Annotated in this window: 8 protein-coding genes and 1 tRNA gene; 1 reads left to right on the top strand and 8 read right to left on the bottom strand. The window is 42.4% G+C overall.

Annotation, left to right across the window (positions count from 1 at the left end; translation table 11 throughout):
* Positions 1 to 351: 351 nt before the first annotated feature.
* The 4 genes from BN1002_RS05715 to BN1002_RS05700 all read right to left on the bottom strand — a co-directional run bounded on the left by BN1002_RS05715 (position 352) and on the right by BN1002_RS05700 (position 7093).
* Positions 352 to 1578 (bottom strand): Bcr/CflA family multidrug efflux MFS transporter, encoded by a 1227-nt coding sequence (locus BN1002_RS05715; RefSeq protein WP_048824062.1) that lies wholly within the window; start codon positions 1576 to 1578, stop codon positions 352 to 354.
* Between the two features lie 394 nt (positions 1579 to 1972).
* On the bottom strand, positions 1973 to 3214 hold the full coding sequence (gene dpaL, locus BN1002_RS05710; protein ID WP_048824060.1) for a diaminopropionate ammonia-lyase: 1242 nt from the start codon (positions 3212 to 3214) through the stop codon (positions 1973 to 1975).
* A gap of 375 nt (positions 3215 to 3589) precedes the next feature.
* The gene (locus BN1002_RS05705) at positions 3590 to 6739 is read right to left on the bottom strand and encodes an FIMAH domain-containing protein (protein WP_048824059.1); all 3150 of its coding nucleotides are present in this window, start codon (positions 6737 to 6739) and stop codon (positions 3590 to 3592) included.
* A gap of 281 nt (positions 6740 to 7020) precedes the next feature.
* Positions 7021 to 7093 (bottom strand) — tRNA-Val (locus tag BN1002_RS05700).
* Positions 7094 to 7381: 288 nt separating this feature from the next.
* Between BN1002_RS05700 and BN1002_RS05695 the strand changes: the two genes are divergently transcribed.
* Complete coding sequence (locus tag BN1002_RS05695; protein WP_048824058.1) at positions 7382 to 8164, top strand: metal-dependent hydrolase; 783 nt, start codon at positions 7382 to 7384, stop codon at positions 8162 to 8164.
* A gap of 238 nt (positions 8165 to 8402) precedes the next feature.
* Here BN1002_RS05695 and BN1002_RS05690 read toward each other — a convergent pair whose 3' ends face one another.
* The 4 genes from BN1002_RS05690 to BN1002_RS05675 form a co-directional block, all read right to left on the bottom strand.
* Complete coding sequence (locus tag BN1002_RS05690; RefSeq protein ID WP_148362857.1) at positions 8403 to 8768, bottom strand: cyclic-phosphate processing receiver domain-containing protein; 366 nt, start codon at positions 8766 to 8768, stop codon at positions 8403 to 8405.
* Between the two features lie 56 nt (positions 8769 to 8824).
* Complete coding sequence (locus tag BN1002_RS05685) at positions 8825 to 10240, bottom strand: hypothetical protein (protein ID WP_048824057.1); 1416 nt, start codon at positions 10238 to 10240, stop codon at positions 8825 to 8827.
* 145 nt (positions 10241 to 10385) lie between these two features.
* A complete protein-coding gene (locus tag BN1002_RS05680; RefSeq protein WP_048824055.1) occupies positions 10386 to 11573 on the bottom strand; it encodes an amidohydrolase in 1188 nt (395 codons plus the stop codon).
* A gap of 37 nt (positions 11574 to 11610) precedes the next feature.
* The gene (locus BN1002_RS05675; RefSeq protein WP_048824054.1) at positions 11611 to 13029 is read right to left on the bottom strand and encodes an MFS transporter; all 1419 of its coding nucleotides are present in this window, start codon (positions 13027 to 13029) and stop codon (positions 11611 to 11613) included.
* Positions 13030 to 13230 lie beyond the last annotated feature (201 nt).

The raw sequence follows: 13230 nt of genomic DNA, 5'->3' as shown, positions 1-13230 counted from the left end.
AAGAATTAAGGAAAATTGCAAGGGACCTTAGTAGGACGACTTCCTCCTCAATCATGTATGAGATTGAGTTGAACGGAGAACGTTGTTGTTCAAGAGAAAAACAGGGCTTAATTTTTGTGTACCTGCCCAAACTAGGATTTGCCTTATATCTTATCTAACCCTATCAAAAAAGTCTCCTCACCCGTACTCATTTCTTTTGCCTTTTCGAAGACGCCCTTTGCACCGCGAGTTTAATATGGCCGCCTCAACCGAATTGAAAATAGTAATATCCTCAACTTCACGTTCAACCCGATTCACGTGAAGTTCAGCTAATGTACCGGAAGGCTGATTAACGGACCATTTCCCCCTTTATCAAGCTTTACGCTCTACCACCAAAACCGTCTCCTGGACTTTCGATTTTCTGACAAGGAAAAAGTAACACATAAATGCTAAAGTACTGGCGCCAAAAATGACAGTGGCCATCGGTACTCCTGTATAGGCTCCCCCAATTCCTACAAGTGGGGCGGCCAACGATCCCATGACAAAGGGCAATACCCCCAATAAAGCTGAAGCGCTGCCAGCCATATGCCCTTGAGACTGTATGGCCAAGGTGAAAGACGATGTTCCAATCATGCTTATGGAAGATAGGAAAAAGAAAACCGGAATTGCGACACCGATCAGCGGGGCGTTCAATAGGAGCGCAATGAATAAACCGAAGCTTGATAAATTCGCTAACGACAGACCTATTTTCAAGAAAGTCCGTTCTGAAATAATGTCTGTCAAGCGGCCGACTGACTGGCTGCCAAGTATCAAGGCTAACCCATTGACCCCAAATAAAAGGCTAAACTGCTGAGGAGTTACGCCGTAAATGTTTTGATAAACGAACGGAATGCCAGATACATAGGCAAAAATACCAGCCGTAATGAACCCTTGTGTAAAGGCATAGCCCATGAACTCTTTGTTTTTGAATAATGTTCCGAAATTGCCGAGAACTTGAGGCAAATTGCTCGGAACACGCTTTTCTGGTGGCAGAGTCTCTTTTAACTTAAATGAAACAGTAATGGTCAAAATAACCCCAATACATGCCAAGACGATAAATACCCATTTCCAATCCTGAAAAGCAATGATGGCCCCTCCTGCAATTGGAGCAATAATTGGCCCGAGGTTACCTACCAACACCATCAACGTAAAAAACTTTGTTAGTTCTTTTCCGCTATAAAGATCCCTTACGATGGCTCTAGATAAGACAATCCCGCCGGACGCCGCGAATCCTTGCACAAAACGGGCCGCTATAAGGAGATAGATATTCGGTGCGATTGCGCATGCGAGGGATGCCAGGATGTATAGGCCCATGAAGAACAACAATGGCTTCCGCCGTCCCTTCACATCACTCAATGGCCCGATCACCAATTGCCCCAAGCCCAGCCCTAATAAAGCCGCAGTCAAACTGATTTGGACAAGTGAGGCTGTCGTATCAAATTCCTTTACAATGGTAGGGAAGGCCGGTAAATACGTATCGATCGTAAATGGCCCTAAAATGCCTAGTGAGCCTAAAAGCAAAGCGAGCTGCAGCCGCTTCTTTTTGCTATTTTCATTCATGTCGGTCTCCCCTTTCTATATGTTTTTTCATGCCGAAGACCTAATAAGTTTCGAGAACCGAAATTTCGCATTTGTTCATTATATAATGAACCATCCTTTTGGTAAACATTTAAAAGAATAAATATATGGTTTTTCAACCTTATTCCACCCAAAAGCTGTATAGGAAATTATTAAATAAACAGCCGAATTTCAGAAAAAAATCCCAACATCAATTGATGTTAGGATTCATATGATTCCGACTGGCTGGAAACTGGGTCCAAAATGAAGGTAGTGCCTCCACTCAATAAGCTGTTTTTCAGAATGGTCGTTGCCCAATATCATGCCACTCCCTGTGCAAGTTTTGCTGTATATATTTCAACATAAGGCGGCCCGGCGATAGCTGTTAACCCTCCCATTAATAGACCGAAGGATATGCCCCATCCCATACTACTTTTCTATAATGATCCGGATCCGTGTCGCCTTCTGTGCTGATAATTAGAATTTTCGAATCCCGATTCAGTTTCAATGCATTCTTCATTTCATTGAGATTTTTGTTTTGAGATAATAGACTGACCAATCCCACACCTACCGCGCCTGACTCACCTGAAACAACATGAGGGTCACTACCTAATGGGTTAGCCAGAATCCGCATCCCCCTTGCGGCCACATAATCCGGACAAGAAACGAAAGCTTCGGCATAATCTTTTAAAATGCCCCAGGAAGATAAGCTTGGCTCCCCGCATGCCAGCCCTGCCATAATCGTATCCAAATCACCTGTAACAGAATACGGCTTCCCGTCGCCAACATTGATGGATTTGTAATGACATTCAGCTTTATCCGGCTCGACAATAACCGTCATAGGGCGCTCATCCCCAAATTTCTCAACGAGATATCCGAGCATACTCCCGGCAAAAGACCCCACTCCAGCCTGTAAAAAGACATGCGTCGGCCGGCCGCTGCCCGTTTCGGCAATTTGTTCCATGGCTTCATCGAGAAGAGTTCCATACCCCTGCATAATCCAGAAGGGAATTTTTTCATATCCATCCCATGCTGTATCCTGCAGCAAAACCCAGCCATTTTCTTCAGCCTTCTGGCTCGCCAGCCTGACTGTGTCATCGTAATTCAAATCGGTTATCGAAGCTTCCGAACCTTCTTTTCGGATATTGTTCAATCGTATTTCGGAGGACCCTTTTGGCATATAGACGACTGATTTTTGCCCGAGCTGGTTTGCCGCCCAGGCAATCCCCCTGCCATGGTTTCCATCCGTTGCGGTGACAAACGTGATATCCCCAAGCTTCGCTTTCACCTGTTCACTTCTTAGTTTTTCAAAAGACAGCTCTGAAATGTCGGCGTTCAATTTTCCCGCCAAGTATTTGCCAACAGCAAAGGAACCTCCCAGTACCTTAAAGGCATTCAGCCCAAATCGATAAGATTCATCCTTCACCCATAGATTGCTTACTCCTAATTGTTTGGACAGTTCGGCTAAACTTTGAAGTGGGGTTACTTTGTACTCTGGAAAGCTTGCATGAAAGTTCCTGACCTTTTCAACTGCCTCCTGACTCATAAATGCCGCCGATGCTTTTTCATAATCTGATTTTCCTGCATTTTCATTAAGAATATAGTTGATTCCTGCATTGGTTAATGTTGAAGTTTCCATTGTTACCTCCTCATTAAAATGGCTTTTTTATATAAAATGGCGCGTGTCATCCTTCAAATTCTTAAGCCAGCTTCTCTATCTGCCAAACAAAATCCACTCATTTTCTGCAAGCGTACAAACTACATCCAGCAACACATTGGTTCCAGCTATTAAGTCGGCATCTTTTGTGGACTCCTTTGGATTATGGCTGTTCCCGCTGATACTCGGGACGAAGATCATGGCTGTGGGGCAAACTCGGGCCATCTGTGGCCAATACTCTTAATTCACTTCAAAATAGAACGTCTTAATTAAAAGCCTATCTTTCATGAGCTACTGTTGCTCTAAAGATAGGCTTTTTTGTGGGGGTGGGACAAGGGACATGTCCCTATGCCCCGCTTATTCCCATATAGCGTTTACGTTGTTAGTGAGCATTGCTTTAATTTCATTGCCAGCATCACTATTATTTAGGTGCTTTGTAAAGTCTTCAAGGTGTTTTTTTGCTTGTTGAACGTCGCCTTTATCGTAATGATGCTGTGCTTGGTCTAAACGGTTTGTTAGTTGTTTTGCTAGTGAATGTTCGATTTGTTTAGATGTTTGAAGCTCTGCAATCTGATTAGCTAATGTGGCTGTGGTGACGGTAACTGCCACGGTAAGCTTATTTGATGTGTATTCTTTACCTTGATAAGTCACGATTGCTTGAATTTCTGTAGTTCCTGCATTTTTACCGGTAATTTTTCCGTTCTCTAACGCAGCAACCTGTGGTGAACTATTTATCCACTCTACATCATCAACTTTATCTAGGTCGACTGAATCTCCATTCGTAAGAAGCACAGATAGTTTGGTTTCCATTTCCTCACCCTGGAGTAGTGTGTTTTCTCCGGAGAGCACCACTTTATCTAGTACAACTTCTCTTTCGTACGTTAATTTGAAGTCATCATAATATGCTCCTGACGTTGTAAAGAAGTTAGAAGTCCCTCCAAATAATCTGGCAGAAACGGCATTTTCAGGAGCTTTGACCGTTGCACGCACCGTTTGCCATTTTTTATGTCCGCCCCTAACGTGAATGATGTTGACACCATCCACATCCTTCCCAACTTGCTTACCAGATGCATCAAAATAACGGATAAAGAAGCTTGCACTGCCATCCTCTAAAAACAATTCTACTGTACCAGTATACTCAACACCAGCTGTAACCGGAATCGGATCTGAAACGACAAACACTGTTTCATTTTGAGCCCTATCCGTAATCTTCATAGAATTGTTTCCTGTTTTAGCCTTTTCATTGGTTATCTTGTACGAAACATTATTTGTAAGCCCAAATAAAGACGACCAACCCGGAATAGAATTGTTTTCTCCTACGGTTTCTTCAAATCCTGCATTTTCAACTGGTACGGGAACTGTTTCGAATATTGGTACAACAGGTAGTTTCCCTCCATCAATGACAGGAATCATCTTTAAATAATGTTGGTCACCGTCGATAAAATAAATATTTTGGTTGCCTTCATTATCGTATGCGAGCTCAATAAACGAGACTTCAGGTCCCGACTCAATCAAACTGACATGTTTGAGATCTTCAGATTTTGGATCTACTACTGCTAATTTTCCGCCAATGTCCGTATATAGTAACCCATCTTCTCCAAACAGGATATGAACAGGTCTCCACATTCCTCTATTTTTGATATTCGGATATAAATTCTTGGATTTAACGATTTCATACGTATCAGGGTTCATTGCAAATAAAATCCCATCAACGGCTCCCCATAACAAACCATCCTCATCAAAGGTAAGTCCGCTTATCATTGGAGGTGCATCCAATTCCGGTAAGTCTAATTCAAGTTCTGTAATTTTCTTTTGGCCTTTTACATCCCACACAAACATTTTTGCCTTTTTTGCAGTGGGTTCGATATCTAACCCGCCACGGATTGTGGTAGAGCCGTAAATCTTGCCATCCTTATAAGCTAGGCCAACGATACTTTGATCTTGGACAATATTTCTATGTGTCTCTCTTTCCCCTGTAATAGGGTCATAGATGGTTAGCGTTCCACCTAATTTTTGATAGTATGGAATTGTCCCGATTAATAATTTTTCATTCTCAAATTTCATGATATATGGACGGTCTTGTTCATACACATCATATAAATTGAAAAGTGTCTCAGTTTTTAGTGTATCGGTATTCATCTTTTGAATAGATGCTCCGGAGTATATACCGAAGTACATATCAGAGCCATTACCAGCAGCCATACCTTCCGCTTGACCTTGAGAATACGTGGTGATTTCACCTGATTTCGTGTTGTATCTTGCCCCTTTTGGCCCTCCAGGGTAAGTAGTCATGTAGAGGTTGCCATCAGGACCAAGTCCAAGACTATGTAATGCTAACGGCAAATTCCCATTCATCGCTAAAGGTAAATCGATTATTTTCTTGGCATCCAAATCCACTGTCATAATTTCTCCGGACCTTTTTACCGTAACAAGACGTAAATCTGTGGAGTCCTCACTAAAGTCAACAAACGCACTTCCCCGCCATCCTGCAGGATAACGGATACCCGTTTCTCTTGTTTCCAATGTGGTTACATCCACTTCTAAAATATGACGTTCGTTAATTACATATGTTTTGCCATCATTCACAGCTAATTGTGAATATCCAAAAGCTCCGAAGTCATCCTCAGAACCATCACCTTTTATACCACCTATTACTCTATTTTTCCACTCTTGTGCAGTTAAATCATAAATCAAAATAGCACTTACACCACTAAAACGTACAAATAGGTAATCTCCAGCAACCTCCATATCATATGCGAATTGCATTTCTTCAAGTGTTTTCCCCATGATATCAGCTGCATTTTTCGTGATATTTTCTTTTTCTAAAGTCTCAGTGTTGATTCGATACACACTTCCCGTCACCCCCAAGCCTGCATAGAGATAACCGTCGTGGTAGGTTAACGATCGCACATAACTAGCATCACCTTTGATATCTACTTTTCCTAGATCAACAAATTTTTGCTGTATGACGTCGTATTTGAATATCTTACCTTCCTTTTCCTTGTAGGTACCGATATAGACATTCCCTTGATCATCTGTTGTGCTGCTCCAGAATTGATGACTTCGATCCGGAATCCCCAGATTCGTAACAGATTTTGTTTCTGGTGAATATCTCCAAAGTTCACCAGCATTGCTTTCTGCTAAACCAGCAATATAAACGGTACCATCCGGAGCGATGATATGTGTCCAAACCTGACTCACTTTTCCTAATTGCGCGTTAAACAGAACCGTATTGGTTTTCACATCAATAGCATTAAATAGCCCGCCATTTGCTGTTGTATAGACAACATCTCTCCCATTCTCTTTTCCAAATACGGCATCCGTTACAACTGCACCTGAAGCAGGAGTACCCAGATTCTGCACTTCTTTAAAACCACGGCCCTTCAACTTTGCAACCACAGTCTCATCCTTATTTTTTTCGGCGCTTACATTAAATTGAAAAAAACTAGCGATTAACATGACAATTAAGAAGCTTGAGAGCAATTTGCAATAACGTTTTTTTCCCATAGTATGTCTCCCTTCGGTTTTTAGAAAGATAGATGATAACGCTTTCATTTTAATGCGCTTTACATTCCTCCCTTAAAAAGAATTGATGTTTTTTCAAGACGAACATTCAGAATCTTGAAATAATTATATAGTTCACCTAATTTAAGTAACAAGTCCATAATTAGTCGATAAGTTGTCTTTATGGGGTCTTTATGAAATAGCTATGGGGGATGCCGAACGAGGAAAAACAAAAAAGCTTGAAGTCCCTTTTATGATAAAGGACTTCAAGCTTTTAAAAGGTATGATCTCGACTGGGTTCGAACCAGCGACCCCTACCCTGTCAAGGTAGTGCTCTCCCAGCTGAGCTACGAGATCGTTATTGTTTCCTCTTGGTGAGGACAATAATTAATATATTACGAAATGAAATTAAAGTCAAGCGGTTTTTAGCAAGTTTATTATTGAGTAAAACTTTTCCTTTTTAAAGCGGAAAGTTGGATAATCCCTTCTCTCCTTTTTACGAATGATTTCCTTTTTCATTGATTCTTTCTCTACTATGGCGCCGTGATAACGGGGTAACTTTGTAAATTCGTACATATTAATTAGAAAGTCAGGAATAGAATGATAGTGGTTTTACTTTACTAATATAAGAGGGGGGAGAATGTAATGAAAATATTACGGCTTGGTCATGCAATGTATATGTTTACAAGCAGGGAGGGTAAAAATTACCTCGTAGATCCATTTATTGATTTAAATCCAGGGTTTCCACAACAGCTAGATAATAAAGATTTTTATAATTCTATTGATTGTGTATTTTTGACACACGGACATTTCGATCATACAAGTGGGCTTTCTAAGATAGTGGAAAACAAACCTGACATTATGGTTGTTGCCCAATATGATTTGGCCATGATCCTTCTGCAAAAGGGCATTAAAAATGTACTGCCTATTAATCTAGGTGGTTCGGTGTCCTTCGATGATCTTAACGTCACAATGGTTCAAGCAAAACATACATCCTCATACGGGGAGATAGAAGGAACTCCAATATATGCGGGCGAGGCATCTGGTTATATTTTTGACTTTGTCAATGATTATACAGTTTACCATTCTGGGGATACGGCTCTTATGTACGATATGAAGTTGATTCAAGATGTGTATAATCCAGAGATTGCAATATTATCCTCGTCAGGCCATTTTACTATGGGACCAAAAGAAGCAGCCTATGCAGTAAAGCACCTATTGGACGTTCAATACGTTATTCCAAGCCATACATTTCCATCTAAAAAAAGTGCCGCATCACCGGAGACTCTTGATCAATTATTGAATGCCTTTCCCGTAGTGGCATATATGATTGATAGAGATAAAGACCTGAAAGAGTTGTTAAACGATTATTCACAAACCGAAGTGGTGACGATGGGATATGGAGAGGAAAGTGAATTTAAGAAATAGCCATATACTATATAAAAAGTTTACCAATATCGTTGTTCTTCATTGAATGTGCCTTCATGACCTCTTATAAAATAGCTCAAGGTGATTTTACTATTCAGTGACTGTATACTAAAGATCGGTAATAGAACAGAGATGAGCCCTTTATCATCTCTTTTTTTGTTTCATTTTGCCAATCTCCAATTTATCATGTCGCCAGCCGGGCAACCGGCTGGCTTTTGCATAAAAAGGCATTTGAGTTCTAATTTCCGGAATATCTATTTGGTGTAATAGAGTAATGGTAGATTTCTATATCATTATCGATAAATCCTCTTCGTTGGGCAGCTTTAAGGGTGTGATACATATTATCGCGGCCGACTCCATTATCCGTATGCAGGTATATTTTATCCGCTCGCAATCCCTTCTCACGAAAGTATTTGACCAAATCGTATCCAGTGGGCAACAGGTTTCCTTTCTCATCTTCTCCTAGATCATGATCTAGTGAAAGGATATGAACATCGCCATTTTCAATATATTTAATCGCTTCGTCAATGTTCCTGGCGACTATGAATCCTTTTGGACAGTCTCTTAAATCATCCACATACAGATTAATTTTTTCTATTCTCACAAGCCCCACCCTCTTTCACTTTAAACTTGCTCTATTCTTTTTCATTATATAATCCATTAAATTAACTCACATCTTTGCAAGGTTATATAGGCATAGGTGGCAATCAAGTCTGCACTATCTTTCTTTAGGACACTTACAAACGGCTGCCGCCTATCGATGTAATCCCACACGTTATGCGGAACATGGCGCTCACAAACAAGGATGATTTCCGCCCTGCCGATCTTTCCTTTAAATAGTTCGAAACCTTCTTCATAAGGATTATGAATCTCGACAGTACAACCATGCAATTCAAGCCTTTCCTTATAATCATTCATTTGACGTGAACCGACTATTAACACTTTGAAATTGCCGAATGGTTTGTACTCCTTTTCCTTTGAGCCCCTTCTATCTTTCTTTATCTCTTTCGTTTCCGTAATGCAAACTTCATATTTTGGATAGGTGCGGGTTATTTTGGCAACATCGTCATATATAACAGCTCTTACTGGTAATTCCATGTTCTCCCCTTCAATATGAGATTCATTCATGACCGGGTATTCTTTCATTTCGGATGTATTTGTCAGATCTACAAACAACCATTCCCCATCACTCTGTGTCAGATATCCAAGCCTGTTATTTGCACCCGTGTTTTTCGGATTCCTTAAAACAAAGAGGCCATTTGTTGTTTTCTTCGCATGAAAGCTTAGCAGACTGACTCTCCTCATGAATATATAAAAAATATTTTGATCGCCTCTGTAAAAATGTTTAAGGTTCTCCTTGGTAATATACTGCTCCAGGAAGTTGAGGAAATCAGGCAAATGATTGGGTGTAATTAGTTGCTGAAGGTAATTAAACAAGGCGCGAGGGGTGGTCTTTAATTTATTTTCCTGGACTTTGTATGTATCGAGCTCCTTCTGAAGCTTAATGATTTCCTCTTTATGATCCCCTTGCTCTTGTTTGACTATCGAATCATAGTTATCAAGAGTTTGTTGGAGTTCAGCATTACGTTCCTTAAGCACTTCAACCTGTTTTGCTAAGGTAATTTGCTTTTCGAGCCCCTTTCGTTTTCTGGAACGTTCCTTTTCCATCCTGTCCAGTTTTCTTTGCATTGTTCTTGACCGTTTAAGCTCGCTACTAAGTCTTTCATTCAGTTCTTTTGTTTCACTTTCGTATTCCTTTGTCATACGAGCGCTAGTTTCTTGCAGCTGCCATTTTTCCACCTTCAAGGATTCGTTTTTTTGCTTAAAAATCTGATTTTCTTTTTTTAGGTCACTGATAAGCTTTTTTAACGAGACTATTTCCTTATTGGCAGCTCTTAACTTTTTTTGAAATTCCTTTTTCGCCTTTTTTCCTCTATCTTCTTCCTTCTGTTCCGTTCCATTCCCTTTTGACTTTATCTGAACGTGCGATATAAACTTTTCATTCAAGGCATCTTGTTTCACCTTGCTAAGTTCTCTATCCTTTTTTATATAAGTTTGGCGGGTTTTTCTGAACATTTCTGTCACTCCCAACAGGAACACAGGTTCTATTTACCTATAACATACCATATTAAGGAAGGATTATGAACATATTGAACTAAGTTCTTCTAATTTTTTCCCACCAAAAAACAAGGCCCAATTTGGACCTTGCCTCTGAATGATCTTACTCTATTCCATAATATCCGCACACTACATACCCTACCGCTTTCGCAGCAACGAGCAGTGCGTCTTCGTCGATATCGAATTTAGGGTTGTGGTTGAAGTATGGCTTTTCGACTCCTTTAGGCGTACAGCCGATATAGAAGTAGCAGCCAAGGATTTTTTCCAGGTAGTACGCGAAGTCCTCGGATGGCGACAATTGCGGATACTCCACGACTTCGGTAATATCCGGGTCGTTCGCGCTTTCAAGGCTTCCCTTTACCATCATGGTTACCGCGGGATCATTGTAAAGGGGCGGATAGTCCGACGTATAGGTCAGCTCGCAGCCAACGCCGAATTCCTCTTCTATCCCTTTGGCGATGCGGCGGACTTCCTTCTCGATGATTTTTTTCGTTTCCACCGTCATGTAGCGGATGTCGCCCTCTAGCTCGACGCGGTCTTTAATGACATTGAACGTTCCTTTGCCATCAAAGGAGCCAATCGTGATTACGCCCATGTCGAACGGATTTAGCCTGCGGCTGATGATCGTTTGCAGGGCCGTGACAAAGTGCGCCCCGGCGACAATCGCGTCATTGGCCATATGCGGAGAGGAGCCGTGGCCGCCTGTGCCCTGGACGCCGAGTTTGAAATACGATCTTCCGGCGAAGGAAAAGCCGCTGTGGTAGCCGACATTTCCGGCAGGCGCCAGTGGAAGCAAATGAATCCCGAAAATATTGTCCACATCATTGAGCGCCCCGGATTCGACGATGCTTTTCGCCCCGCCTGGGGGGACTTCCTCAGCGTGCTGATGGATGATTTTAACCGTGCCAGGCAGTTCGCCCTTCAATTGGATCAGGGAATCGGCGAGAACCATTAAGTAGGCGGTATGGCCATCATGTCCGCATGCATGCATGACGCCCTTATTTTTCGAGGCGAACGGGAGTCCGGTTTTCTCTTCGATTGGCAGCGCGTCGAAATCAGCACGCAGCGCGATTGTTTTCCCAGGTTTCCCGCCTTTAATCGTCACGATGATTCCGTGGCCATTCCCCACATTAGTCTGGATTTCAACGTCCTTGCCCTTATAAAAATCCTCTATATATCGGGCCGTGTTTTCTTCCTGGAATGACAATTCCGGATTTTCATGTAAGTGGCGGCGAATCTGGATCATTTCGTCTTTCCGTGCTTCGAGCATCCCGATTAATTGTTTTTTCATGGACGATTCCCTTCCTTCTTAAAATTCCAGAAACCTTTTATTCTGTTACAGGCTCACTTGCTGGCGTGGGTGCCTTCACTTTCCCTTTCCCGGCATTGCCTGGAATCATCGCGATAATCGCGAGCAAGGAAAGGACACCGAAGATAACGTTCGTGATGACTCCGCCTGTCGCTGCGGCATCAATGTTTCCCATTGATGCGATTCCGCCATAAACCGCGGCAGAAATAGCCACACCGAATGATCCGCCAAGGGAGCTAGCCATTTTATAAAGACCGGATGCTTCACCGACTTTGTTTTCAGGCGCGTTTGAAACGGCTGTATCCGTAGAAGGCGTAGCATAGATTCCAAGGCCAAGTCCGAATAAGGCGAATCCGATGAAGACAACGACTGTATACGCAAATCCCTGCAGGAAGGTCAGACCCATCATAGCGACTCCTACAGTTGTAATGATCGCACCCCAGATCATCGGCGATTTCGCGCCTACTTTTTGCAAAATTTTCTCGCCGACGCGAATCATCGCTAAAACGGCAACGAGGTATCCAAGGGATAGCATGCCGGATTGGAATGCCGTGAATCCTCTGCCAACCTGGACATACGTATTCGCGACAACAAGCGTGCCGGCGATGGCGTTTAATAAGAAATTGGAAACAGTCGCGCCTGCATACGGTTTATTTTTAAACAAGGAGAAATCAATAAGTGCGTGCGGCTTGTTTCTTTCCATTTTCACAAAAACAATCAGGCCAATCAGAGTAATCACCGTCAGTCCCAATGTAAATGGGCTTGTCCAGCCAAAATCTTCTCCGCGTGTGATGACAAGGTTCAAGGCGAGCATTGTAATCGCGAAAACAGCGAGGCCGCCGAAATCAAATTTGAACTTCCCGGATGCCTCCCCTTTGCTTTCCGGAACATTTTTCATTAGCCACATCGCCAATAGGGCAATAATGATCGAGAAGATGAAAATCCATCTCCAACCCATGTAAGTCGCGATGAAACCACCCGCGAACGAACATACTCCCGAGCCGCCCCAGGAACCAATCGACCAATAGCTTAAAGCGCGCTGGCGTTCGGCCCCTTCGTAATACGCCTTCACCAAGGCGATTGTCGCCGGCATAATGCAAGCAGCTGAAACGCCTTGAATGATTCGGCCGATAATCAGCAGGACGGAACCCGTCGCGAGTACAAGGCAAAGCGAACCAATTACGCTTAAAATCAGCCCGATATAAGTTATTTTTTTACGCCCGACCTTATCGGCAATGCCGCCGGCCGCGACGATGAACATCCCTGAGAACAAAGCGGTCAAGCTAATGGCCACATTCAGCGAGCCAAGTGAAATCCCGAGATCCTTTTGGACAGCAGGGACAACGTTCACCATCGCCTGCGCGAAAAGCCAAAACGTCAGAACACCGAAAACAATTCCGGTAAGCATTGTATTATTGCCTTTATAGCTTGTTTCCATGGTTAGCCTCCTATTAACGTTGATTTGCCAGCCGCCTCCAAAATTCCGCGGCCGGCCTTTTGCATATCGTTATTATAGGAAATCTACCTATTTAATATGAGTTGTTATTTGCCCAGTCTCATACGTTTCTAACGTCATTTTTTACACTTTTCTTCGTGATATCAAAAAAAGGGCGTTACTTTTTGCTGTAAGCGAAAAAAA

It is taken from the genome of Bacillus sp. B-jedd (genome assembly GCF_000821085.1).
Taxonomy (GTDB): domain Bacteria; phylum Bacillota; class Bacilli; order Bacillales; family Cytobacillaceae; genus Bacillus_D.
Note: the sequence above shows the minus strand (reverse complement) of the source record. Positions and strands in the feature narration are given on the sequence as shown.

Bases quoted from the DNA above. Each gene is read 5' to 3' on its own strand.
- BN1002_RS05715 (WP_048824062.1), bottom strand. From the start codon at position 1,578: ATGAATGAAAATAGCAAAAAGAAGCGGCTGCAGCTCGCTTTGCTTTTA.
- dpaL (WP_048824060.1), bottom strand. From the start codon at position 3,214: ATGGAAACTTCAACATTAACCAATGCAGGAATCAACTATATTCTTAAT.
- BN1002_RS05705 (WP_048824059.1), bottom strand. From the start codon at position 6,739: ATGGGAAAAAAACGTTATTGCAAATTGCTCTCAAGCTTCTTAATTGTC.
- BN1002_RS05695 (WP_048824058.1), top strand. From the start codon at position 7,382: ATGAAAATATTACGGCTTGGTCATGCAATGTATATGTTTACAAGCAGG.
- BN1002_RS05685 (WP_048824057.1), bottom strand. From the start codon at position 10,240: ATGTTCAGAAAAACCCGCCAAACTTATATAAAAAAGGATAGAGAACTT.
- BN1002_RS05680 (WP_048824055.1), bottom strand. From the start codon at position 11,573: ATGAAAAAACAATTAATCGGGATGCTCGAAGCACGGAAAGACGAAATG.
- BN1002_RS05675 (WP_048824054.1), bottom strand. From the start codon at position 13,029: ATGGAAACAAGCTATAAAGGCAATAATACAATGCTTACCGGAATTGTT.